The 25,654-nt window shown below is 40.9% G+C and carries 19 protein-coding genes; 16 read left to right on the top strand and 3 right to left on the bottom strand.

Features of this window, described 5'->3' with window-relative positions; genetic code table 11:
* Together EJP82_RS25285 and EJP82_RS25280 are read left to right on the top strand one after the other, a co-directional pair.
* Nucleotides 1-135: sigma factor-like helix-turn-helix DNA-binding protein (locus tag EJP82_RS25285; RefSeq protein WP_127194842.1), on the top strand; the 135-nt coding region annotated here is incomplete at its 5' end.
* A gap of 177 nt (nt 136-312) precedes the next feature.
* Nucleotides 313-549, top strand: a complete 237-nt coding sequence (locus EJP82_RS25280) for a hypothetical protein (RefSeq protein WP_127194841.1) — start codon at nt 313-315, stop codon at nt 547-549.
* A gap of 712 nt (nt 550-1,261) precedes the next feature.
* Here the strand turns inward: EJP82_RS25280 and EJP82_RS25270 are convergent.
* Nucleotides 1,262-3,874: a glycosyl hydrolase 53 family protein gene (locus EJP82_RS25270; protein WP_127194839.1), complete on the bottom strand. Its 2,613-nt coding sequence runs from the start codon at nt 3,872-3,874 to the stop codon at nt 1,262-1,264.
* 1,400 nt (nt 3,875-5,274) lie between these two features.
* Between EJP82_RS25270 and EJP82_RS25260 the strand changes: the two genes are divergently transcribed.
* From EJP82_RS25260 to EJP82_RS25215, 10 genes are all read left to right on the top strand, one after another.
* Nucleotides 5,275-6,840 (top strand): ABC transporter substrate-binding protein, encoded by a 1,566-nt coding sequence (locus tag EJP82_RS25260; protein ID WP_127194838.1) that lies wholly within the window; start codon nt 5,275-5,277, stop codon nt 6,838-6,840.
* 197 nt (nt 6,841-7,037) lie between these two features.
* On the top strand, nt 7,038-8,765 hold the full coding sequence (locus EJP82_RS25255) for a sensor histidine kinase (protein ID WP_127194837.1): 1,728 nt from the start codon (nt 7,038-7,040) through the stop codon (nt 8,763-8,765).
* 24 nt (nt 8,766-8,789) lie between these two features.
* The gene (locus tag EJP82_RS25250) at nt 8,790-10,370 is read left to right on the top strand and encodes a response regulator (protein ID WP_127194836.1); all 1,581 of its coding nucleotides are present in this window, start codon (nt 8,790-8,792) and stop codon (nt 10,368-10,370) included.
* Nucleotides 10,371-10,535: 165 nt separating this feature from the next.
* Complete coding sequence (locus EJP82_RS25245) at nt 10,536-11,456, top strand: ABC transporter permease (protein WP_127194835.1); 921 nt, start codon at nt 10,536-10,538, stop codon at nt 11,454-11,456.
* A 39-nt stretch (nt 11,457-11,495) separates the two neighbouring features.
* The gene (locus tag EJP82_RS25240) at nt 11,496-12,410 is read left to right on the top strand and encodes a carbohydrate ABC transporter permease (RefSeq protein ID WP_127194834.1); all 915 of its coding nucleotides are present in this window, start codon (nt 11,496-11,498) and stop codon (nt 12,408-12,410) included.
* 39 nt (nt 12,411-12,449) lie between these two features.
* Nucleotides 12,450-14,006, top strand: a complete 1,557-nt coding sequence (locus EJP82_RS25235; RefSeq protein WP_127194833.1) for an ABC transporter substrate-binding protein — start codon at nt 12,450-12,452, stop codon at nt 14,004-14,006.
* Between the two features lie 77 nt (nt 14,007-14,083).
* A complete protein-coding gene (locus EJP82_RS25230) occupies nt 14,084-16,159 on the top strand; it encodes a beta-galactosidase (protein ID WP_127194832.1) in 2,076 nt (691 codons plus the stop codon).
* Nucleotides 16,160-16,196: 37 nt separating this feature from the next.
* Nucleotides 16,197-19,352, top strand: coding sequence for a beta-galactosidase, LacZ type (lacZ, locus tag EJP82_RS25225; protein WP_127194831.1), 3,156 nt, complete (start codon nt 16,197-16,199; stop codon nt 19,350-19,352).
* Between the two features lie 284 nt (nt 19,353-19,636).
* Nucleotides 19,637-20,065: a PRD domain-containing protein gene (locus EJP82_RS28960; protein WP_127194848.1), complete on the top strand. Its 429-nt coding sequence runs from the start codon at nt 19,637-19,639 to the stop codon at nt 20,063-20,065.
* On the top strand, nt 19,959-20,993 hold the full coding sequence (locus EJP82_RS25215) for an MFS transporter (RefSeq protein ID WP_127194830.1): 1,035 nt from the start codon (nt 19,959-19,961) through the stop codon (nt 20,991-20,993). The genes EJP82_RS28960 and EJP82_RS25215 overlap by 107 nt, the downstream gene beginning before the upstream one ends.
* A gap of 193 nt (nt 20,994-21,186) precedes the next feature.
* Here EJP82_RS25215 and EJP82_RS25210 read toward each other — a convergent pair whose 3' ends face one another.
* Nucleotides 21,187-21,972, bottom strand: coding sequence for a tyrosine-protein phosphatase (locus tag EJP82_RS25210; protein WP_170220300.1), 786 nt, complete (start codon nt 21,970-21,972; stop codon nt 21,187-21,189).
* A gap of 344 nt (nt 21,973-22,316) precedes the next feature.
* On the opposite strand from EJP82_RS25210, the gene EJP82_RS28560 reads away from it, so the two are divergent.
* From EJP82_RS28560 to EJP82_RS25195, 3 genes are all read left to right on the top strand, one after another.
* The gene (locus EJP82_RS28560; RefSeq protein ID WP_127194847.1) at nt 22,317-22,625 is read left to right on the top strand and encodes a helix-turn-helix domain-containing protein; all 309 of its coding nucleotides are present in this window, start codon (nt 22,317-22,319) and stop codon (nt 22,623-22,625) included.
* Nucleotides 22,626-22,735: 110 nt separating this feature from the next.
* A complete protein-coding gene (locus EJP82_RS25200; RefSeq protein WP_246054432.1) occupies nt 22,736-23,059 on the top strand; it encodes a transposase in 324 nt (107 codons plus the stop codon).
* Between the two features lie 2 nt (nt 23,060-23,061).
* The gene (locus EJP82_RS25195) at nt 23,062-23,310 is read left to right on the top strand and encodes a hypothetical protein (protein WP_127194827.1); all 249 of its coding nucleotides are present in this window, start codon (nt 23,062-23,064) and stop codon (nt 23,308-23,310) included.
* 730 nt (nt 23,311-24,040) lie between these two features.
* Here the strand turns inward: EJP82_RS25195 and EJP82_RS25190 are convergent.
* Nucleotides 24,041-24,985, bottom strand: coding sequence for an RluA family pseudouridine synthase (locus EJP82_RS25190; protein ID WP_127194826.1), 945 nt, complete (start codon nt 24,983-24,985; stop codon nt 24,041-24,043).
* Nucleotides 24,986-25,073: 88 nt separating this feature from the next.
* On the opposite strand from EJP82_RS25190, the gene EJP82_RS25185 reads away from it, so the two are divergent.
* Nucleotides 25,074-25,262 (top strand): MerR family DNA-binding transcriptional regulator, encoded by a 189-nt coding sequence (locus tag EJP82_RS25185; RefSeq protein WP_281278228.1) that lies wholly within the window; start codon nt 25,074-25,076, stop codon nt 25,260-25,262.
* Nucleotides 25,263-25,654: the final 392 nt, after the last annotated feature.

Genomic DNA, 25,654 nt, shown 5'->3' with positions numbered 1-25,654 from the left:
TTGGAGCATGGGGGAGAAGAACGGACCCAACGCGAAATCGCCAAAGAGCTCGGCATTTCCCGTTCCTATGTGTCTAGGATTGAGAAGCGGGCGCTCATGAAGCTGTATCATGAGTTTTATAAGGCGAAAAGATAACTTGGAAATTTAGGATAATAGCCAGTAGGGATGAAATACTAATATCTCAATCCTACTGGCTATTTGTGTTTCTGCAACATAAACAAACGTAGGATATCATCGTAGGGATTCTTGCTTTCTTGTATACTGTACAGGTAGCTTAAAAAATACAAATAATATTTAGTGTAGGAGGCTCCAGTGCAAAATTTTGATGATGTGGTTTCGTTTATTAGCCAATCTTTTTTGAAAAAAGATGAGCAACTAGAGATGCCAAGGACAATAGGCGAAACTTCACTTATAGATATAGATATAGATATAGATATTGTAAAAAGAACAGCACGTACGATAAGAAGAGTCGGGATCATTACAGTTGCTCGAGAGTATTCCTCAATTGTTGGAGCCCTCCCGGTCGAGCAATGTTTGACATATTCGTGAGTGATAAGATTGTCCATATACCTTTAATAATATGCATTCCGTAATCGTAAATAAGATCTGCTACATCAATTTTAATTAGGATATAGACTGTCGGTTTTGCAAATAAAAAAACCGCATTATCGGCAGTCAGTTTTCTATACTCATTTTTCTAGCTTACCGAAGAGCGGTTTTGGATAGGAGATTTATATGTATCCTAGAAACAATAAGATCAGGAGCGGGCTGGACAAGACCTTGCTGAGCTTGGCGAACCATCCACGCTGACCAGCGAGAAACTGGAATCGGCCGTGCAGCAATTGGAAGCAAATCTGCAATCTCGGCCGAAAGACAAGCCACTAAAAAAGGCGGTGCGTGTGCTTCGTAAAGACTTACTGCCGCGTTTGCGGAAATACGAGACCCAGCAAGAGATTCTCGGGGATCGAAACAGCTTCAGCAAGACCGATCATGACGCCACATTCATGCGAATGAAAAAAGATCACATGCGTAATGGCCAGCTTAAGTTAGGATGCTATTTTTAGTTTTAATTTACAAATTTTCCACTTTTTTTATTTTCCTTCATGGTAAGATGGGGGGGGGGGGTATTTCCCGTAGCCTACTCGATATTTATTTTCTTTTTACTAAGGTGAAATACGTTTATATACGTCTTGATGGCATTTTCATTATTTCCGTACAGGCGTATGATTTACTAAGGAGGAGGTCATTTGACCTCCTCCTATTAAAACTGCAATATTATTTTTTGTAAAAGCAAGACGATTGACTTTTCACATTCCTCACGACTGACGAATGCTTGTGGTAAGTAGTTTTTACTTGTATCGCCCTCAATTAAGCCTAGTGATACAGCGGTGGCAACAGCATTTATTGCCCATGGAGCAATACGATTGGCATCGGGGAAGGTAACGGTTGAAGTTGCTGATGCTTTATTTCCCGTCCGCACCTCGTTAGCTTTCACTATAATCGCTGCCAGCTCTTGACGTGTAATTTGTGCTTCAGGTGCAAAGGTATTTGCACTATACCCCTGAATAAGACCGGCTTTATGTGCGGCGGCAACATCAGCTGCATACCATTTTGCTTGGTCAACATCCACAAATGGATTGGTTGTTGTTGGGCTCACGCTAAGTGCACGAACTAACAGCGAGGCAAATTCAGCACGAGTAATATTGTCACTAGTCCGCACAAAGGTCACATCTTTAAGGTAACCATAATGCTCGTCAGAGCTTGTTTTTACGATAAAGCCCACTTCGGCAATGCCGTCATTGCCTACATGAACATGACGTAAGCTTAAGGTAGCTGGCTTTTCCCAAGCACTTCCTTTATAGGTAAGTGGGATAGAGTAGATTTGTCCTTCGGATACAGTATACATGACAGAGCCCTGATCAGGTTCGCCCTTATCGCCAAATACGTTGGTTTGCATCGTATACGTGCCTGGTGCAAGACCTGAAATTTTATGACTAAGCGTAAAGTCTATTGGCTGATCGTCTCCATAGTCAAATGCCTTGGAGCCACCACCATCTCCAAAAGTTGTTGGCTGATTGCCACTCAACTGCCATGCAACAGTCTTGCCGTTTACAGTCAGATTGTTAGAAGAAACCGCCTCGGCTTTCTTCACAAGCTTGAAGTCATCGATGTTCCCCCATTGTCCGCCCGCATATTTTAAATGTGCACCAATGGTCAAGGTTCCGTCTGTAATCTCGATATCATCAATTATAGGGTTAGACCACTGCAACCAGCCTGTATTTTTAAAGCTCTGCTTATGCTCTCCTGCAAAAATCTCTGCGAGTTCTTCCTCTCCTCCACCTGAGACCCAAGCAGATAACTGATACGTACCGTTCTCCAGTCCTGTGAGCTTTTGCGAAACCTTAAACTCTGTAGCTGGTGCGCTCCAGTAGTGCAGTGCCGATGATCCAGAGTACATATCTGTTCCCGTGCTAACCGCTTCTTTGTCACCTGTAGTTGTCCATGCACTTAATCCGTTCTCAAAGCCGGGGTTTTGAATTGGATTTGAGCTTGGGATAACGACCACCTCTGCGGAATCAGTGAACTTTCCGTCATAGGTGGTTACTGTTATCGTTGCAGTTCCTTCCACAAGCCCAGAAATAGTACCTTTGTAAGGATCTACTCTTACAATCTCTGGCTTCGAGCTAGTAAAGGTTATGCCTTTATAGGTTGCGTTATCAGGAGCAATAATAGCCTTCAATTTATCGGTAGCACCGACTTCAACCGTAGTTTTATGTTTGTCTAGTGTAACGCTAGTTACCTTCTGGCGATTGATTTCAGTAGCATCCTTCTGGAATGCGTCCAAGGCAAAGGAAGGCTTACCGTCCGCATGCCAAGCAGAAAGGGGATAATCGAAATAAACGCCTTCAGGAGCCCAGTAGAAGATACCCGTTCCAAGCTTGTTTGGCACAGCCAACAGCTTGTTCTGCGTAGCTACCAGCATGTTGTATACGTTATCTTCATTTTTGCTGACATTACCGCCAACCTCAACAATCATGACTTCCTTGCCATACTTATCAGCAAGTGTATTCATGTTTGCCGACAGTTCATTAATAGAGGAGGTATATATGGAATCAGGATAATAAGACAAGCCGATAATATCGTAGTCGCTCGCCTTAAGACCTGCCTCGATCAGACCGCTATAGTAGGAATCTACACCTTCGTCCGCTCCGTTGGCACGGTGGATAATGACCTTAATTTCAGGAAAGACTTTCTTGGCTGCATGTGACCCTGCCTGAAGTAACTCTACTAGGTTAGTAGTATTGCTATAAGCACCTATCGGATGTAGCATGCCATTGTTAATTTCATTACCGATTTGAATCCATTCCGGTGTTACCCCTTCTTTTTTGAGAGCATTCATGACTTCCGCCGTATACTCAGATACACGTACTTTTAATTGCTCTAGATTATCATCTTTCCATGCTTTGGGGGTTACCTGTTTTCCTGGATCAGCCCAAGAATCACTGTAGTGCAAATCAATCATGACCCTGAATCCAAGATCACTTACACGAGAGGCTAGTTCAACAAGTTCCTCTGTACTGTTGTGCCCATTGGAGGGGTCGTCGGATGGATTAACAAAAGCACGTAAGCGAATCGAATCTATTCCATGTTGCTTAAGAATGTGAAGGAGATCCTCTTCTTTCCCATTGTCATCATAAAACTTATACCCTAAAGCCTCCAACTGTGGAAGCCAGCTTACATCTGCACCCTTAGCAAAGGTGTTGGGAGCAGGAATTGCAGCGGCATTTGTCTTTACTGGCATGTTGAAAACTGTCATGGATAAAATTAGTGCAAACGTAAGTATTGTAGGAATAATTTTTTTTCTTTTTTTCACTATGTTTCCTCCTCGTGATTATCAAGTAAGCTAGTAAAAGTAATGAGCGCTTTCATAACTGTCAATAAAAAACAGCACGTCAGTTAACATGCTATAACATCTTATAAATGGTTTTTGGCATAGATGCTCCTCTCTTTGTTTCTATGTTAATATCCAGTATAGTTAATGTGAATCCGCTTTCAAATTATGCTTTGCAACGAAAACTAATACTTTTGCACTTAATTTCCATAATCTACTTTTGGAAATTAATAAAAATGTATGAGCCGATCAAGCCAGCTACACTTTAAGTAGTCGTGGTATTTTTGGGAACAATAGATATCAATACGAATCACAGAGATATATGATTTAGTCCACTGCTAGTAAACTCAGCATGTGGATTAAGACCGCGATAGAAGGAACTTGACGATCCACCCGCAGACCACATTGATAACAAAAAGTGAAGGTCGATATCCAAACGACGATGTAGACCCGTAAATGTATCGATATTCTCAAGTGGAGCAGCAAGTAGAGTACGAAGAATTTCCTGTCTACAGTGCCCATTGGAACCTCAGGGTGAATGACTTCTCAATTCCTTGGCATAGGGGCTTAAGTCTAAGGCTATGAAAAGATAGGTATTTGTTCCTTGGGTTTAAGTTTTTGAAGCTCATCAAAGGAAAATCGACTTTCTTTGACAAAGTAACTATCAGGATCAGTTAAACTCTTAACTATAAAAAGTCAATATTCCTCATTTTCATTCATCATTTGATATCCCTCGACCCCATAATTAATGATGCCATCTTCAGTTTTTTTAGATGCTCCGTATTCTTGAATAATAACTTCAACTTCTTTATTCTGAGTATTAAAAATTATATGACCTACTTTAAGAATATTTTTGTATTTTTTTCATTAAATTACCTCCCTAATCAATCTAAATATAAGCCAGCTACAATAAAGAGTAGAAAAAAAAATCTTATAACTCATATGAATTTCAAGTAGTACAATACCCCTTAGTATAATGGGATTATCTGAAAAAAGATTTTTTGTCTGGTTTAGGAGATTTATTTCCTTCATTATCATATTTATTAAAACTAAAGAGTGCTGATTTTAGATTTTTTGGAAAAGCCATACTTTGTGGAATATAAAATCTAATTGGACATACTAATTCTTACATTATTGATGATTGCATAGCTAAATATTGAGGCGTAATTCGACAAATCGTTGAATAGGTATAGGTTTTTGTTGTTTAGCTGAATTTCATCGCGTATAAAGTATATCTAAAATGGACTTAAGAAGGGATAGTAAAGAGTCAAATCATCTATTTGGTAACAACTAGATGATTCAACGGTTTACTAAAACTTCTTTTGGAAAGCGGTTACATATTCTCTGAAAATACCATTACATTTGAATTGGGGGCAAGGTAAATGAAGACAAATAAACGTAAAGGTATATTAATGCTTGTGCTTATTTTGATGGTTAGTCTGCTAATAAGTGCATGTGGTGGAAATTCAGGAGGTAATGGTGAAGCAGTGCAGAGCAATTCACCTGCTAATGATGCGAAAAAAACAACTAGTGATAATACCTTGGAAGAGGCTACGCTAAAGATGGTATTAATCGGCAGCAAACCTACTGATTACGATGAAATTTTTAGCGAAATGAACAAGCTTTTAAAGGAAAAGATCAATACAACCATTGAAACTGAATTTTTAGATTGGTCGGATTGGTCATCTAAGTATCCGCTTAAGTTTGCCGCGAATGATGACTTTGACTTAGTTTTCACTGCGAACTGGGCATTCTATCACAATCAGGCATCCAATGGTGGGTTCTATGAGCTCACTGACGAACTGCTTCAAACCTATACACCAATGACTTGGAAAGCTACACCAAAGGTATCATGGGATCAGGCTAAGATTAAAGGGAAGCTATATATGATTCCCAACAACAACCAAGAATTTACTGACAAGGTTCTAATGATACGTGAAGACTTGAGAAAGAAGTATAACCTTGAGTTGGTTAATAGCCCAGAGACTTTTGCTGTCTATGCGAAGACGATTGCAAGAAACGAAAAAGGAATGAGCGGATTCGCAGCAGCAGCAGGGGGAGGATATAAGTGGCACGAGTTAGATAATGTACTGCTTGAGCAGCAAAATGAATGGAGACTTGTGGACCCGAATATGCCGTTCGCTTTCAAACTTGATGATCCGAAGGGGACAGTCTTCAATGTTTATGACACACCTGAGTTTGAAAAATTACTTGTCTACTACAAAGACTTAGCTGATAACGGTGTTTGGTCCAAAAACGTAGTTAACAGCAAAAACGATGTGTGGCAAGATATGAAAGCGAAGAAAGCAGCATCACTTAAAGGAAATCTCGGAACATTAGGATTCCAAATTGTTGAAGCTCGTCGTGATCTACCAGACGTAGAAATGACTATCGCTGATTTGACTCCAAACCAGAAAAAGACGGCGGCAATTTCTACCCAGAACGGCATGGCAATCCATGCGACGTCTAAGCAAGTCGAGCGTTCCTTAATGGTAATCGACCTATTGCAGAATGATAAGCAGATTCATGATTTGACGATGTACGGGATTGAGGGCAAACACTACCTATCATTAGGAGATGATAAGTATAATCCTGGTCCAAGTAGAGATAAATACACAGGGTTCTCTAACTGGGGATGGAACTCAGATCTCAACCGCACAGAAGCTTCCTATCCGAAGGAAGCAAGCGATATTGAAAGCACCTGGAATGATAAAACTTATCACTATCCTCTTGAATCATTCGTGTTCGACGATAAAAACGTAAGAAATGAGCTAGCGAGTATCGGTAACGTGATGTTACGATTTGGCGTTCCATTAGAATATGGTTTAATTCCAGATTTGGATAAGGGGAGGGACGAATTAATTAATCAATTAAATGTTGCTGGGCTGGACAAAATACAGTCTGAACTACAAAGCCAAGTCGATGCATTTCTTACAAATAACAAATAACAAGCAATAATGATACACTCACCAATCTGAGAATTCCAGAACATTTAGGAGCAACAACCCGATCGAAATTATATTACAATAAGTGATGTATTGTAACCTTGATTATGCCCGGCCGGTCGATTCTGATCGGCCTCATGGTCGTTGTGCACTTAGGGTATAATAAATGAATTCCACATTTGATAAAACAGGAGATAATTATGAACCGTGTGATACTAAAAAAGAAAATTATCCCTTACACCTATAAAATGATGATTTCTTATTTGCTACTTGTTCTGGTATCAGATGTCTTCATCGGCTATGTTTCTTTTATAATGCTGACTAAATCAAGGACAGAAATTGCGGAGACAAATATTCGGACGGGAATGGCGCAGACAAGCAATAATTTAAAGTATCAACTGGATGAGATACAGCGCATCTCTGACACGTTATTCAGTAATGCGGTCTTTCAGCGGGCTTTGCAGAAAAAAGGGGGACCACATGACATCTATTTAACGATGATTGATGATGTTATCCCCCAAATGCAGGCTCCATTACAGTTGTTCGGCAATCCGATCCGAATCATTTTATATACAAACAATAGTGATTTGAACATTATAGAAGGAAATGAGTTATCGGAGCCACTAGAGGAAAGCGATTATTATATTCTTGCTACGGAAGAGATTAAGGACAGTGAATGGCTAGGAAAGATAATGGAGGGTAACGATAATCGGTGGATGCAGGTAGAATCGGATAGTGAGTTAAGAAATATTTCTCTTATACGGCGTATGATATCGTTTAATGATTATCAGGTCAGCGGTATACTGCGCATTACAGTCGGATTTGCGGATCTACTCGGAAACTACGTGACGTTTCCAGAGGAGGATGGTATCACTATGCGACTGGTGGATGGAGTTACAGGCACTATTTTATTCCAACGAGGTGGCGCAAAACAAGAAGTGGTATCCTCACATGATTACCTCACATTGAAGCAGGAAGTACCAGAAAGTAATTTTATTATTGAAACATGGGTTCCTCATGATTATTTACGAAAAGACGCCAGACGTCTTCAAGGAATTATTTTAGCTGTATGCACAATCAGCTTCCTAGTCATGGTATTGGTCGGCTTTCTCGTGGCTAGAATTTCAGGTCGCAAGATAAGAAAGATCATCTCTCTTGTCCATACATTTGAAAATGGTAGTTTTGAGAAACGTCTTCGATTCAGTGGCAATGATGAATTTAGTCGAATTGCCGATGCGTTTAATGTAATGGCGGCCAATATTCAAGAATTGATTAGTAATGTTTATATATTAGGAATAAAACGTAATCAGGCTGAGCTTGATGCTCTGCAAGCACAGATCAACCCCCACTTTCTCTATAATTCTCTTTCTACAATAAGTAGTCTTGCTAACTTGGGGGAGACGCGGCAAGTGACAGAGATGGTTAAGGGTTTATCGAAATTTTATCGACTTACACTTAATCAAGGGAAGGTACTGATTCCACTTCGAAAAGAGCTGGAGCAGGTGGAGATGTATATGAACATTCAAAAAGTGAAGTATGTCGATGCCTTCACCTTCAATAAGGACGTAGACCCCGAAATACTTGACGTTCCGGTGATCAAGCTCATTCTACAACCATTTGTTGAAAATGTATTTAAGCACGCTTGGTTCGGCGATACAATTGCAATTCATATTACGGGGCGAAAACTAGGCAACCGGATTGAACTCAAGGTGATCGACAACGGTGTTGGCATGAGACCAGAGACTGTTCAGTCCATGTTTTCTGGAACTAGACAGGAAGGCGGTTATGGGCTGCAAAACGTAAATGAACGAATTAAACTCCGTTATGGACAAGAATACGGTATAGAAATCGGTAGTGTGTTTGGAGCTGGGACAACGGTAAGGATATTACTGCCAATAGAGCAATCTTCTGATATGGAGATAGGATAAACAAGGATGGGTGGAGGAATCTACATGACTATAAAGATACTACTCGTCGATGACGAGAGAATTGACTTGGAATGGCTTCGACGTAGAGTGGTAGGTAGCGGATTGCCTCTTGAAGTCGTTGGAACAGCTAATAGCGGATTCGAAGCACTCGAGATATTGCGAAATGATAAGGTTGACCTCCTGTTATCTGATATTCGTATGCCAATCATGACGGGGATGGAATTTGCTCGAAAAGCGAAGGAGATTAATGCTCAGATTAAGATTGTATTTATTAGCGGACATGAGGACTTTGGCTATGCAAAAGAGGCGCTTGCTCTTCATGCATCCGATTATTTATTGAAGCCAGTTGATGATGATGAACTTGTATTAGTGTTGTGTAAATTATGTAATGAGGTCATTCAAGAGAGAGAAAAAATCAAGTCAGAAGGTGAGATGCTATCTCTTGCTAGTCAGGCGCTCCTGCTTCGCTGGCTGAGCGGACGGGCAAGCGAATATGAACAGATTGATAAGCATATGTGTCAGCTTATAAAACCGCTTGTTAATAATGGAGCTGCAGTAGCGGTCATTGAGATTGATGATGTGGATTGGAAAATGTCCAACATGTCAGTAGAAGAGAGGCATCAATTTTCAGGGAAGATGATGAGGTTCATTGCAGCCTTTATTGCAGAAAATGGACTTGGTACGATTATTGCAAGCCACTCCTATTATCGATTTATTATTTTGGCTAAAGGTACTGATGAGGAAAATAATATCCTATTTGAGGAATTGATTCTAGCAGTGGCGAGTTCCTTTCCGCTAACAGTAACGATTGGTTGCGGCAAGTTTACGGAGGAATGGGAACTATTGCCTGAATCTTATCATCAAGCTGAGGTTGCCTTAGAAGCCAAATGGCTAGTTGGTAAAAATCGACTGATCCGTGATGTGAACAAGCACCCATCAGGGACAAAAGTCGCCAAAAACATAGATGTAACGGTTGACCTTATGCTCACAGCAATTTTATCTTATGATCTGGTTGCCATTGATGACTGCCTACTGCAAATCTTCGGGTATGATCATTTGTTGCAGAGAAGTGATGAGGTCTATAACCTAATCATTCGCATCACCTCTAAATTGCACGCTGATCTACAGCAATTAGATGAGAATTTGTATGAGCTATTGGAATGGGAGTCGCATCAACCGGCAATCCTGTTCCAGTTTGAAACGGTAGATGATATCTTGTCTTGGCTAAGACGACGATTTTTTGAACTATCAGAAATGTTATTTGCAAAAAGATCCAAGATCAACCGTAAGCTTATTGATGATATCTTGAATTATATCAAGGAAAGAATTGAATTGAAGGTGACGCTCAAGGAAGTGGCAGCCCATTTTGGTTTCTCCCCCAATTATTTAGGACATCTTTTTAAGGAAGAAACAGGAATCAACTTTAGTGACGCTCTCATTGATCTAAGGATGAAGAGAGTGTGTGAGTTGCTTATTAATCCATCACTCAAAATTTATGAGATTGCTGAAAGAGTCGGATATAAAAATATTATTTACTTTAACCGACAATTCAAACAAACGAGCGGTATGTCCCCAGGTGAATATAGGAAGAAACATAACATATAGGTTTTTGAAAACGTCGGAGCGATTAGGCTTCGGCGGTTTTTTTATAAATCGTAGAATGAGTATAATCTTTAGTTGCTTGTCTGAATGTTGGGGGATGACCAATCATTTTATAATTAGATTAGTTAATAGGTAATCATAATGAATTACATTGAGAGGGTGACATCTATGAAACGAAGTGGCTTTTGGAGCGATTTGGTGAAATATCGAACTTTATTGCTCATGCTGCTGCCGGCCGTACTATTCTTCATCGTGTTCGCTTATATTCCAATGACAGGGGTTGTTCTTGCATTCAAACAGTACACATATGACGGTGGGATTTTTGGTAGCCCATGGAATGGTCTGGATAACTTCCGTTTCTTTTTTGAATCAGGTCAAGCTTGGCAGGTAACTCGCAATACAGCTTTATACAACATTGCCTTTATCATTGTGAATAATGTGCTTCAGATTGCAGTAGCAATCTTGTTGTTCGAAGTTGCGAACAAATGGTTCCGTAAAATCTTTCAAACGATGTTGTTCCTGCCTTACTTCATATCGTGGGTTGTTGTGGGAGCGATTGCATACAACTTATTTAGCTATGATTTCGGTATGATTAACGTTGTGCTTACAACCTTCGGGATGGACAAGATTGATATTTACAACACAGCAGAATATTGGCCAGTGTTGTTGGTTATTGTCTCAGCTTGGAAGGCAGTCGGCTATGGTTCAATTATGTATCTGGCAGCAATTACGGGGATTGATACAGAAATGTATGAAGCAGCCGAAATTGATGGTGCTAACGTATTCCAACGAATTTTCAAAATTACACTCCCTAACTTATATCCGACGATTATCATTCTAGTGTTACTCGCAATCGGAAATATATTCCGTGGAGATTTCGGAATGTTCTACAACATGGTTGGAAATAACGGTCTGTTATTTGCCAACACGGATGTTATCGATACATTTGTATTCCGGGCGCTGACTTCGTCCAATGATATAGGGATGTCATCTGCCGCAGGATTTTATCAATCCGTGCTTGGATTTGTTACGATTCTATTCGCTAACTATGCTGTGCGTAAATACGACAAAGATCGTGCATTATTCTAAACCAACAGTTAATTGAATTTACAAAGGAGTGATATTTACATGAGCGCACAATTAACGAGCAAGGTAGCGAAGCCGGAGGGAAGTGATAAACGACTTCTTCAAATTATTGGGTATTTATTTTTAGCCCTTATCTCGCTCTTCTGTCTAGTTCCTTTTATCCTCGTGCTTTCGTCATCGCTGACAGAGGAAAGCAGCATTATTGAGCAAGGTTATCAGCTTATCCCTGCTGTGTTTTCATTAGAAGCATACAAACTGCTCTTTGAGTTTCCGGGGCAGCTGTTGAAAGCATATGCGGTAACCATTAGTGTTACAGCTGTTGGAACATTCGTCGGCTTGTTACTTACGTCAATGACAGCCTACGCATTAGCAAGAAGAGATTTTAAGTGGCGTAACAAATTTTCCTTCTTCTTCTTCTTTACCACATTGTTCAGTGGCGGCCTAGTGCCTTGGTATCTCATGGTTGTAAACTATTTGCACCTAAAGGATACATTACTTATTCTGGTACTGCCGTTACTCATGAATGTCTTCTATATCATTGTAATGAAGTCATTTATGGCGGGTATTCCAGATGCAATTACAGAATCAGCGAAGATTGATGGTGCAGGAGATTTTCGTATCTACTTACGTCTAATCCTTCCATTATGTAAGCCTGCCTTAGCTACGATCGGTCTGTTCATCGCACTCGGCTACTGGAATGATTGGTACAACGCGATGTTATTTATTACCAAGCAAGACCTTATGCCATTACAGTATTATTTGTACAAAATGTTGGGGAATATGGACGGCATGCGGAAGGCGATGATCTCCTCAGGGGCTGTGGTGGATCTTCAAATTCCAACAGAAAGTCTCAAGATGGCAATGACAGTCGTTGCAATTGGACCTATCTTACTTGTATATCCGTTCATTCAACGCTTCTTTGTACAAGGTCTTACAGTAGGTGCAGTTAAAGGGTAACACAAATATATTATTTTACTCTATAGGGGGAAATTAATCATGAACCATAAGAAAAAATCTTCTTTAATCATGCTTATGCTTGTACTGCTTCTATCGATGGTGCTAACAGCATGCGGCGGCAATAGTGGTAATAAAAACACAACTAACAACAGTGCATCCAATACGCCTAAGAGTGATTCTGGATCGTCGGATACCTCTCAAGAAGTGAAGCTTAAAATGGTTCTACTCGGCGGAAAGCCAATTGACTCGGATCTTGTATTCAGTGAATTAAACAAGAAACTGAAAGAGAAAATCAATGCAACAGTAGAAGTACAATTTCTCGACTGGTCTGATTGGGGTCAGAAGTATCCGTTAATATTTGCGGCAGATGAAGATTTCGATTTGATTTATACATCAAATTGGGCTTTCTACACCGACCAGGCTGTTAAAGGTGGCTTCTTGGAACTTAATGAGGACATGTTAAAGAAATATGCACCACAGACATGGGGAAATATGCCTCAAGTATCTTGGGATCAAGCAAAAATTAACAATAAATTATATATGGTGCCAAATAATAATCTAGAAGTCATTAATAAAGTTGTGCTTTATCGTGAGGATTTACGTACGAAGTATAATCTTCCTGAAATTAATAGTAAGGAAACTTATGCAAACTATTTGAAAACGATTGCTGCGAATGAAAAAGGAATTACTCCATTCGGAGCGAAGGCTGCTGACGGTTGGAAGTGGCACGAGCTTGATCAAACACTTCTTGAGGAAAACAATAATTTTCGTCTAATTGATAAACGTCTTCCTACAGCATTCAAATTAGATGATGCAACGGGTAAGTTGTTCAATATTTATGAAACGCCAGAATTTAAGGATCTACTTGGTTACTACAAGGATTTGGCTGATAATGGTGGATGGTCCAAGAATGCTGTCACCAATAAAAACGATATATGGCAAGATATGAAGGTAGGTAAGGTTGCCTCGTATGCCCATGGTCTTGGTACTGTAGGCTTTAATCTGGCAGAGGCAAGACGTGATACGCCAGATCTAGAATTTGCAATAGCTGATATTGCACCAGATAGTAAGAAAATTGCAGCAATCTCAACGCAAAATGGGATGGCGATTCACTCGACTTCCAAAAATCCTGAGCGTTCACTAATGCTACTTGATCTTTTACAAAATGATAAGGAAATTCATGATTTGACGATGTACGGTATAGCTGGCACTCACTATAATCCAGAAGGCGAGGATAAATTCACCGCAGGAACAAGCCCAGGGAATTATACGGGCTTCGCTAACTGGGGCTGGAATTCAAAGCTGAACCGTCAAGATGTTGCATATCCAAAAGAAGCAGATGACATCTTTAATGGTTGGGAACCAAAAGTATTCCACTTCCCATTAGAAACATTTGTATTTGACGACTCGAAGGTGAAGACAGAAGTAGCGAACATCGGTAATGTGATGGTACGTTATGGTATTCCATTAGAGTATGGAATTATTAATGATATAGATAAAGGGTTGACTGATCTCATTGCACAGCTCAAGGCTGCGGGCATAGAAAAAGTTCAGCAGGAAATGCAAACACAAGTCGATGCTTTCCTTGCAAATTAATAATATATAAACATATGGAGGGGGAATTCTCTCTTCTCTTTTAATAGGAACAATAAACAACAAGGGAGATAAATATAATGGCATCTAAACTACAACCCATAAGTAATAAGCTACCAGTATTTATGCACGGAGCCGACTACAACCCTGATCAATGGTTGCACGATCCGAAAATATTTGAAGAAGATGTTCGGATGATGAGGTTAGCCAAATGTAACGTCATGTCAGTGGGTATCTTCGCTTGGTCTGCACTAGAACCAGAGGAAGGGCGCTTTGAGTTTGGTTGGTTAGATCATGTGCTTGATACATTTGCAGAAAATGGCATCTATGCATGGTTGGCTACACCAACTGGTGCAAGACCAACATGGATGTCACAGAAGTATCCTGAGGTACTGAGAGTTGAATCGAACCGAGTTCGCAACTTGCATGGGGTGCGACATAATCATTGCTTCACTTCGCCAGTGTATCGAGAGAAAACAGCAATTATGAATCAAAAGCTAGCTGAACGATATAGTAATCATCCTGCAGTTTTAGGTTGGCATATTTCAAATGAATTAAGTGGCGAATGTCACTGTGATTACTGTCAGAATGCATTTCGGGATTGGGTGAAGGCGAAATATAAAACTCTTGATGCCTTGAACCTTGCTTGGTGGGCTTCCTTCTGGAGTCATACGTATACAGATTGGTCTCAGGTGGAGTCACCAGCACCGCATGGAGAGACTGCGGTACATGGACAAAACCTAGATTGGCGACGATTTGTATCGGATCAAACCTTAGATTTTTATAAACAAGAGGTAGCCCCATTGAAGGCTGCTAATCCGGAGTTACCCTGCACAACCAACATGATGGATTTATTCTATGGCTTGGACTATCGTACATTTGCTGAAGAGCTGGACGTGATCTCATGGGACTCTTATCCAACTTGGCATTCATTACCCTCAGATCGTAATGTAGCAACATGGTTTGCCTTTAATCATGATCTGTTCCGTTCGTTGAAGAAAAAACCATTCATGTTGATGGAAAGTACGCCTAGCTTGACCAATTGGCAACCTGTTAGCAAGCTGAAGCGTCCAGGGATGCATCGCTTGTCCTCCTTACAGGCAGTAGCGCATGGTGCAGATACGGTGCAATACTTCCAGTGGCGGAAAAGTCGTGGATCAAGCGAGAAATTCCACGGTGCGGTTGTGGATCATGTTGGTCATGAGCATACACGAGTATTTCAAGATGTTGCTGAATTAGGGGAAACGCTCGCTAATCTTACAGACGTGATCGGCACGTCCGTACCGGCTGAGGCAGCAATCCTGTTCGATTGGGATAATCGTTGGGCAATCAACGATGCACAAGGACCAAGAAATGGTGGTCTAAACTATGAGAACACCGTGGTGCAGCATTACAGCGCATTTTGGGAAATGGGCGTACCTGTGGACATTGTTGGGTCAAACGATGATTTTTCTAGCTACAAGCTGTTGATTGTCCCAATGGCGTATCTTCTTCGCCAAGAAACAGGGGAGAAAATTGAACAGTTTGTTAAGAATGGTGGTACTGTATCAGTTACCTATTGGAGCGGAATCGTAGATGAAAATGATTTGTGCCATCTTGGAGGGTTCCCAGGTCCGCTACGTACAACTGTGGGTATCTGGTCCGAAGAAATTGAAGGATTACATGATCATGATCGCAATTCGCTTGTTATGAATTCTGGTAATGCGTTAAATCTTGATGGACGCTTTGAGGTGCATGAGCTATGTGATCTGATCCATGTTGAGACGGCAGAAGTGCTTGCTGTTTACGGTGATGACTTCTATGCAGGTCGTCCAGCATTGACTGTGAACCATCTTGGGGATGGAAAAGCTTATTATCTTGCAGCGCGTGTAAGCGAAGATACCTTCTATCAGTCTTTTTATGACAAGCTTGTGGAAGAAGCGGGTGTGCGCCGAACTATCCTTAGTGCACTTCCAGAGGGAGTAACTGCTCAACTGCGAACTGATGGCAATACAGATTATGTATTCCTGCAAAATTTCTCAGGGAACGAAGTCTCAGTTGCTTTGGATTACGATGGATATGTGGATGCTGAATCAGGCAAAGCTGTGGTAGGTCAGATCGAGATACCTGTCAATGGTGCTAGTATTTTACGAAGAATTACCGATTATAAATTATAGAAGTTGGCTCTATTTCTAGACTAGGAAGGATGGTCTCATGACTCAGAAATTTATATATCAGCCTCCTCAAAATGGTTATCCAGATTGGAATAACAATCCAGAACGATTTCAACTTAACCGTATGGAAGCGCATGCAGATATTTTTCCATACGCTAATACTGAGCAGGCAGGATCTGATATTAAAGAAAACTCTCCCTTTTTCTTCTCTTTGAATGGGGAATGGAAGTTTAACTTTGCAGAAAATCCTGATCAACGTGAAAAGGATTTTTTCAAAGAAGAGTATGATGTGTCCAATTGGGCAGAGATGCCGGTACCAGCACATTGGCAACTTCATGGGTATGATTACCCTCACTACACGAATATTCGCTACCCATGGGAAGGTAGAGAGAATATTAAACCACCGTTTGCACCAACCATTTACAATCCTGTGGGCTCCTATGTGAAGACATTTACAGTACCAACGCAGTGGAAGGAGCAGCCGGTATATATTAGCTTTCAAGGTGTTGAGTCTGCCTTCTATGTATGGGTCAATGGTGATCTGGTTGGATACAGCGAAGACTCATTCTCCCCTGCGGAATTCGACCTGACTCCGTACTTACGTGATGGTGAGAATAAGTTGGCAGTAGAGGTGTATCGCTGGTGTGATGCGAGTTGGTTGGAGGATCAGGATTTCTGGCGTCTAAGTGGTATATTCCGTGAAGTTTACTTATTTACAACTCCTGAGGAACATATTTACGATCTATCTGTGAAAACAGGGTTAGACGATACATTATCAAAAGGTCAGTTATCTGGGAATGTTACAGTTACTAACTATAACGGCTTATCCAGTGGCAATATCAAGATTCTCGCAAGCTTAAAGGACATGGACGGAAATGTGATATTTGGTGAAAAGCAAGTTAGCCAAGCGGATCTAACTGGAAGAGATAAAGTAAATCTCGAATTTTTTGAGGAAATTGAGGACGTCCATCCTTGGAGTGCTGAATATCCGTATTTGTATAACTTAGTGATAGAACTAGTGGATGAACAGAATAACGTCATAGAGACAACGGGGACACGAATTGGTTTTCGACGTTTTGAAATTGATAGCAATGGGTTAATGCAGTTAAATGGGAAGCGGATTGTCTTTAAGGGGACAAATCGACATGAATTCTCTTCTAGGGATGGGCGAGCAATTAATAAAGAAGAGATGATTCAAGACATAGTCTTGATGAAGCAATATAACATTAATGCAGTACGAACCTCTCATTATCCAAATCAGCCGTTATGGTATAAACTGTGCGATGAATATGGCTTATATGTCATTGATGAGGTTAATTTGGAAACGCATGGTCTGTGGTCATATGGACAGAAGGGCGAGGGGGATACACTGCCGGGGAGCAAGCCGGAATGGACGGAAAATGTACTTGATCGTGCAAACTCCATGTATCAGAGGGACAAGAATCATGCATCCATTATAGTGTGGTCGCTTGGAAATGAGTCATTTGGTGGAGAAAACTTTATCAAGATGAGGGACTATTTCCGAAGTAAAGATACTACACGACTTATCCATTACGAAGGGACTTTCAATCATAGAGAGTTTGATAGTGCTTCAGATATCGAAAGCCATATGTATACGTCCCCTGCTAAAGTAAGAGATTACGCGCTTTATTCTGAGGGGAAGGTCAAGCCATTTATTCTTTGTGAATACAGCCATGCAATGGGGAACTCGTGTGGTAATCTTCATAAGTACACAGAGCTGTTTGATGAGTTCCCAATCATTCAAGGAGGATTTATTTGGGACTGGATTGATCAGGCACTGGTTACAAAAAATAATGAGGGCGTTGAATATTTGGCTTACGGTGGTGACTTCGGGGAGTCGCCGAATGATGCGAATTACTGTGGGAATGGACTAATTCACGCTGATCGAAGTGTCTCTCCGAAACTCCATGAAGTGAAAGCTTGTTATCAAAATGTTAGATTTGAGGCTGTTGATTTGGAGCAAGGACAAGTTAGTGTCTCTAATAACTTCTTGTTCACCAATCTAGACGCCTATGATTGGGAATGGACGATAGAGAAAAACGGAGAATTAATTGGTGAACCGCATCGTGCTTCCTTCGAGGTATTACCAGGTGAGAAGAAGATTATATCTTTTGACATAACTCAGCCATATAAGACAGAGCAAGCAGATGTTGTGTTGTTAACAATCAGTCTACAACTGCATAAGGATACTAAGTGGGCGAAAGCAGGTCATGAAATCGCCTATGTTCAATTTCAACTTCCTCCTAGAGGACAGCTTGAACAATCACCTGTTGTGATTGAAACCCATGTTGTTCAAAATACTTCTTCTATCAATGTAGAACTTGATCATGACCGCGTTGTTGTCAGTGCAGCAGAGGGTCGTGTGAGGGCAGCCTTTGATTCCTTAAGTGGGGATTTGGTTTCTTATTCATCCGAAGGCATTGAATTTATAGAACAGGCATTGGCTCCTCAGCTCTGGAGAGCTTGGACTGATAATGATCGAGGAAACAAGCTTAACGAGCGTAGTGCGATATGGCGAACTGCAAGCGAGACTGCTAAGCGAACGCTTAAAGAAGTAATTACAGAAAATAATAAAGTAATAATAAAACAAACTTGGGCGCTCCAAACGGGAAGTATTTCTTTGTATGAGGTAGTATATGGGATAAACGAAGTAGGTGACATCCAGATTGAAACGGTACTTCGGCCGGGGAGTCCTTCTCTACCTGAGATTCCAGTTGTAGGCGCAGCGTTGTCATTGGCAGGACAGTTCAACCAGATGAGATGGCTGGGTAAAGGGCCGTTTGAAACGTATTGGGATCGTAGTATGAGTGGGAAAATAGGTATCCATGATTCTGAAGTTGCTGGGATGTACACGCCTTACTTAAAGCCACAGGAATGCGGAAATCTAACCAAAGTTCGTTCCTTAGAGGTTACGGATGAAAAGGGAAGAGGGATACGGTTCTCTTCAGATGAGGGGTTTGAATGTAGTGTCTTGCCATATACCGCAGAGGAACTAGAATCAGCTTCGCATGGTTACAAGTTACCTGAATCTGGCAGACGCTCTGTAGTGCGAATCAATGCTTGTCAAATGGGTGTAGGTGGAGATGATAGTTGGGGGTCTTGGACGCATCCGGAATATACATTGTTTGCGAATCGAACTTACACTCATAAGTTCATGATGAGCATCGTACGTTAATTTAAAACAAATAGGTGTATAAAGTGAAAGAGGGCGACAGTAGTCAGCCCTCTTTCACTTTATACACCAGCAGTTACTGAGTAACCTAGCACTCTAGGTGGCACTACGGTTATCGGAAGATATTAGACAACTCTTTTGGGAGATTACCTTAATTATTAGACGATATCGTCGGAGTAAAATTACAGTTGAGTATATTTGGCTTTCTCGTAAATAAAAGAATGAAAACATTGACAATTGTTGTTATTATCAAATACTGATAAAAAACTTATTGTCTTGTAAATAAAATTATTTCTTACGTTGAAAACTCTCTTAACCAAAAGGTCAATGATTATTTAAGTTTGAAATTACTAGACCATATAAATTATGCATTAAAACGTGCTGAAAGAGGACAGTTTGTCCGCAGTCCTCTAACTTGGGAAGTTAAAAAATTCTATCCCAAACATTTTGAATTTGGTATATATGCCTTACGTGCTATTGAAGAGGAATATGATGTTAACTTTCCAGAAGATGAAGCAGTCTCTATCGCCTTGCATTTCGTTAATTTAAAAGAAACCAAAAATAACTTAAAAGCCGCGGTAGAGGTTATGGAAACATTACGTAGGAGGACTGCTTGTGGAACATTTCTGGTGGGGAGCTGCTTTTTTAATCAACGTCCCCATCGCGGTCGCGGCTCTTGTTTTGACCTTGGTGTATGTTCCCGATCACGCAGGTAATAAGGATAAGAAATGGGATTTCACCGGCTCCGTCCAGATAATGATTGCCATGGTGACGCTTATCTATGCCATCAAAGAGTTTGCCCGGCGCGACGGTTCTCCTACGTTTGCCACTATCGGTGCCGTTATCGGGGTCGTGGCACTGATCATCTTTATTCGTCGTCAACTCAGAAGCTCCAACCCACTTCTTGATCTGTCGCTTTTTAAAATTTCTCCATTTACTACCGGATTTATCACCGCTCTGGTCGGTCTATTCGGACAGTTGGGCATTCAGTATATCGTCACTCAGCGACTCCAACTGGTGGAAGGTTTTGGTCCGTTGCAAGCGGGACTTATTACGCTAAGCATACCTGTCGCGGCTCTTATTGCGGGCCCTTTGGTCGGGAAAATGTTATATCGTTATGACGTGATACGTATCAAAAGCTTTTCACTTCTGCTTGCGGCTTTGGGAACGATGGTTTATCTCTTCCAATTTGATTCAAGCATTCCCGGACAAATTCTCGGACTGGCGCTCCTCGGGGCAGGCTTGGGAGCGGGGATGACGGCAGCGTCTCACTCGATCATGAGTTATGCGCCGCCTGAAAAAGCGGGGATGACGGCTTCTATTGAGGAAATGGCCTATGAGCTTGGAGGAGCATCTGGAATCGCGATCATTGGAAGCATTTCAGGTCTTGTGTATACATTGGCCATGAAAATACCTGCGGGAATTCAAGTTCCGGCAAATGTGAAAGACAGCTTGGATGAAGCGCTGTTGGTAGCGGAAGGTTTGCCTGTCCAGGCATCCGAGGCGTTGAAAGAGGCAGGACGTACTGCTTTTGATGAGTCCTTTTTCGCTATCCTTGTGTGGGTAACGGTATTTTTTGCGGTCACTTCGTTAGTCATTGGTTTGGTAGGTGCTCGTTCAAAACAAAGAGAAACTAGGGTGTAACCTGTAACTGAGGGATGTTATCATCAAACAGTTCTGGAGAAACACTGGCGTCACATCGAAGACAAGCATCAGATCAAAATGTGCAGCCCGCAGAAGGCCCTGACGGCAGCTAGCTTTGGCCATTGCCATGGGGCCCAGACTGAGGGGGTACCAAAGAAATTCTTTGATTTGCGGTTAATCTCGATAGGCGAATTTACTCGAGGCAGTAATTTTGAATGCGTTGCCTTGCGGTGGCGTCGATGCCAAATTCGGCTTCCAAATAGCGGTGAAACGTTTTGTATGTATCTACGATACTGTTCATCGACGCGTCAAGATAAGGTTCCTGAAGCTCCATGGTATCTTGTATGACAAGCAATTCTTCTATGCTTACGTATTTGGCGATTCTTTCATATGTTTCCTGATGATAGGTCTCCAGCATAACGTTCGATAACAAGTAATCCTCCATGACGGTCTTGTAAGAAACGCCGAGCGTCAGCAGAATGATCATGCTACCGACCCCCGTACGGTCCCGACCTCCGGCGCAATGGTGGACAAGTGGCAGGTTCGTCTCGGGCGTCTGCAGCAGCTTCATCAACTGTCGGTAAGCAGCATTACCCATCGGGAGCCTAGTGTAAAGCTGTAGCATCATTTCTTGGGTGAACATCTTGTTCTGGCCGTTCGCGAACATTTGCTCGATTGTGACATGCGGTGCATGCTCATCGGCTTCGTTCGCGGGAACCCGTGTATTCACTGCTTGTCTGATCACAGGGTCGGGTCTCAGTTCAGCTTCGCCGCGATTACGGTAATCAAAGATGTTCTTAAATCCGATCGCTTCGAGCTGACATATATCTTCCGGTGTAAGATCGGTCAGTTCGGCTGCTCGGAACAATAGGTTTTTTTTGACAGTGCGTCCATCCTCCGTCCGAAGTCCTCCCATATCCCTGAAGTTTTGGGCACCTTGTAAGGGGATGAGACAGGATGGTGTGAGCTTTTTAGACATGGGCGACGACTCCTTATGATTGATTTTGGTAATTAAAGACCAGGTTGCTGGCATATTGACAGCAACCTTCTTTCTATAAATTATATTAGCAAAGTGTGTACCATAACAAAACTCTTTCTCTACTAACTAGTACCTTGGACCAATTCTGATTTAACTTTTAAACTCTCCCCATAAGAAAAAATTGGGAGGATATCACATGAACAAAAAATACGAGATTTACCTTCAAGTAGAGGAACGCAAACGGATTGAGTAACCCTTCACAGCGATTCCACAACCAAAGGCATACGAAAGCGTTGTCTTGTGCTTCTTCTGGCAGATGAAAGTCAGGGAGCGATCCTAAACATCTGGAAATTTCCAAGCGTGCGGGAGTCAGCCAAGTCACGGTACACCACACGGTCAGAGACTACTGTACGCGAGGGATTCAAGATACGCTGCGTTACCGCGACCGTGCCGAGCCTGCACGACCTTCTCAAGTGACAGGGGAGATCGAGGCACGCATTGTCGCTCTAGCTTGCTCCGAACCTCCTCAAGGCTATGCTCGATGGACGGTACGTCTGTTGACTCGTCGGGTGGTTGAATTGAATGTTTTGGAGTCCGTAGGACGGGAGACGATTCGAACGACTTTAAAAAAACGAGGCTTAAGCCTCACCTGAAGAAACAGTGGTGCATTCCCGCCAAAACCAGCAGCGAATTTGTTGCTCGGAAGGAGGATATTCTGGAAACGTATGCCCTGCCATACGACCCGGAAATCCCGTTGATTTGTATGGATGAGCAACCTGTGCAGTTGCTGGATCATTCGTGGCCTCCACAAAAGATGAATACTGGACAAGTTCAGAAGGAAGATTATGAATATATCCGTAAAGGAAGCTGCAGTTTGTTTATGTTCAGGGAGCCGCTTGCTGGTTGGCGTCACGTGCAGGCTTCTGAAAGAAGCATAAAATCCGACTGGGCCCTGCAAATTCAAGAATTGCTGGAAGTCCATTATCCAGAGGTGAAACGGGTTCGACTGGTCATGGACAACTTGAATACGCACACGATTTCGTTCTTTCGTTCTTGTATGAAACCTTTGAGCCTGAACGTGCTTTAGCCTTGGCGAAGCGCTTGAAAATTCATTACACGCCTAAGCATGGCAGTTGGCTGACTGAGATTGAACTCAGTGCACTAACCATTCAGTGCCTGAACCGTCGAATCGCCTCCATTGAAGAATTGCAGGGCCAGGTGTCCACTTGGGAATGCGAATGCAATAAAGCTCAGAAATCGGTTGTATGGCAGTTTACTACCGAGCAGGCTAGAGGTGAATTAAAACACCTATATCCTCAAATTTGGTCAAGGTACTAGTTTGTGTCTTTAAACTGTTAAAATGCTTACACGATGCGAAATACAAGATCGACAATAGCTTTAAATCAAGAACTGTTTCCACCTGAAGGAAAACCACAAGGTGGGCGTCTTGCATTGAACAATCGACACATGCAACGGTGGATTGAGCACCTAAATCATTTATTGGTCAATGCGTTAGGGAATCAACTTTGTTCGAATTTACCGGGGGCGAGGTTCATGAATAAAAGCAGTTGTAAGAACAATCCGAATACCGTTCGTGATCTGTGGGGGATTCTAACTTCTTCCGTGGATACTCAAAAAAATTAATCCAGGAAGTAGTTGAACGGGCTTGACGTCAAGAATATCTTGTTTGAAAAATTGCCAACGTGTATTATGTACGCTTTCCCCGATATGCTGGCGATGGCACCGTATAAATAAATGCTGACATTGTTATTAATAGTAGAGTTTGCACCGGATTGAGGAAGATTGATTCTATCACTTAAGGGCAGATTGCCGCATTGAGTAGGGAATTGGTATGTTCATTAAGTGGCTAATGAGCAAATAATTGAATAGAAGTTGTAAGAACACTGTCCATTTGTGATGAAATGCCAATTTAGACTAAATTGGCATCACTTAAATTAATAGAGACTCATTCTACGAATCTCTATAATCGGAAATTTTTTAAGGAATTTTGCTTCTTGATTTTTCCTTTTTTAACACCAAATAGCTCCATGGTTACCTAAATCTCTTTTTACAAATTAACTTCTGGGAAGTATTTTTTTAAAAATTCAATATTAAGAACTATAAAAAATTGATCTTTAAGATAGTTAAGTTTCCCTGCGTCTGTAGAAAAGTCGAATTTTAATTTGTACGAATAGAGTAACTGCTTTTTTTCTTTAAAGTTGATGTTTATAGAATTGTTCCCATATTTCAAATCTCCAATAATTGAATGCCCTTCATTAGCTAATTGGGCTCTTATTTGGTGCATTCTCCCTGTTATAAGATTGCATTCGAGTAAACTAATTCCTTTGTTGTATGCTAATACTTTATAATCAGTTATGGCTGTTCGAGTCTTTTTTTCTTTTCTATCCATAATATAGGATATTTTCTTAACGGAGTCTTTAAAGATCTGGTTTTCTAACCGTCCTCTCTTTATTTTCGGTACACCATGAACTACACAGAGGTAGCTTTTTTTAACCTCGTGAATCTTTATTTTTTCAACGAGGATTTGTTTACTTTCTGGATTTTTAGCAATAATAACTATACCTCCCGTATTTCTATCTATACGATTGCATAATTCGGGTGGATATTGTAAATCGCCCATGGTTTTCACTAAATAAGCATGCACACTAGATATTAACGTTTGAGTTGTACCATCAGTATCTTCATGACATACTATTCCTTGCTTTTTGTCGACTAGCATGATGTTTTCATCTTCATATAGAATACTGAATTCCTTAGAATGACTATACTGTTTTTCTATATCTTTAATCACATTTTCACTAATAAATACTTCTATTCGGTCATTTATAGACAATTTATATCCAGGTAGGACTCTTTTTCCGTTAATTTTTATGTCTTTTTTTCTAAAAGTTTTATAAAGAAGGGAATCAGGTATATTCGAAAGTTTACTCCTCAAATATTGATCCACCCTAAGTCCGATGTCTTTTTTTTCACTTATAATGTATTTTTCCATGTTTAACTACCTTTCAAATTTTCACAAGAGATAAGTAACTTGTTACAATTTCACGATAAACTATCCCATAATAGGAGAGTCAATATCAGTGAAGAAATCTCTTTTCAGTATTGGGTATATGTCTAAATTCACAGGTATTCACATAAAAACATTACGTTATTATGAAGAAATAGGCGTTTTAATTCCAGAATATGTTGGCCCAGAAGCAAATTATAGATATTACAGCATCAACAAATCCTTACTGTTATGGCGTTGCATTTTGTTTAGAGCTAGGTAATTAATTTTAAGAAGTACCACGATACGGTTAGTGGCTACTTACATTTACGATGACCTTTTAAAGGATGGACAAGTTCTGCTAGGCAAAAAAGTGGATGAATTTAACAAAATTATTAGAAAGTTTATACATCTATACAAGAAATTAAGAATTCAGAAAATCAAACGAGAGGAGTTTTTTTTCGAAGAAGTTTAGAACGAAAGGATGTCTCTTTAAGAATGGAACACAGTAATAAAAGGAATCACTTCAATAACACTGGTTTACTGATTGATAAGGCGAGATTGCAGGGGGTAGAGGCAGGCTTTGTACTGATAGTTTTAATATTTTTTAAATTATAAAAATGCAGATCTATGAAATTCACCTCCATTAGTTGGATAAAAGTTAAATAAAAAGTG

Origin of the sequence: Paenibacillus anaericanus, assembly GCF_003994475.1 — a bacterium.
Lineage (GTDB): Bacteria > Bacillota > Bacilli > Paenibacillales > Paenibacillaceae > Fontibacillus > Fontibacillus anaericanus.
The sequence above is the reverse complement of the archived record's forward strand: the minus strand, read 5'-3'. Positions and strand labels throughout refer to the sequence as shown.

Bases quoted from the DNA above. Each gene is read 5' to 3' on its own strand.
- EJP82_RS25255 (WP_127194837.1), top strand. From the start codon at position 7,038: ATGAACCGTGTGATACTAAAAAAGAAAATTATCCCTTACACCTATAAA.
- lacZ (WP_127194831.1), top strand. From the start codon at position 16,197: ATGACTCAGAAATTTATATATCAGCCTCCTCAAAATGGTTATCCAGAT.
- EJP82_RS25250 (WP_127194836.1), top strand. From the start codon at position 8,790: ATGACTATAAAGATACTACTCGTCGATGACGAGAGAATTGACTTGGAA.
- EJP82_RS25235 (WP_127194833.1), top strand. From the start codon at position 12,450: ATGAACCATAAGAAAAAATCTTCTTTAATCATGCTTATGCTTGTACTG.
- EJP82_RS25260 (WP_127194838.1), top strand. From the start codon at position 5,275: ATGAAGACAAATAAACGTAAAGGTATATTAATGCTTGTGCTTATTTTG.
- EJP82_RS25200 (WP_246054432.1), top strand. From the start codon at position 22,736: ATGGATGAGCAACCTGTGCAGTTGCTGGATCATTCGTGGCCTCCACAA.
- EJP82_RS25210 (WP_170220300.1), bottom strand. From the start codon at position 21,972: ATGTCTAAAAAGCTCACACCATCCTGTCTCATCCCCTTACAAGGTGCC.
- EJP82_RS25230 (WP_127194832.1), top strand. From the start codon at position 14,084: ATGGCATCTAAACTACAACCCATAAGTAATAAGCTACCAGTATTTATG.
- EJP82_RS25240 (WP_127194834.1), top strand. From the start codon at position 11,496: ATGAGCGCACAATTAACGAGCAAGGTAGCGAAGCCGGAGGGAAGTGAT.
- EJP82_RS25245 (WP_127194835.1), top strand. From the start codon at position 10,536: ATGAAACGAAGTGGCTTTTGGAGCGATTTGGTGAAATATCGAACTTTA.
- EJP82_RS25190 (WP_127194826.1), bottom strand. From the start codon at position 24,985: ATGGAAAAATACATTATAAGTGAAAAAAAAGACATCGGACTTAGGGTG.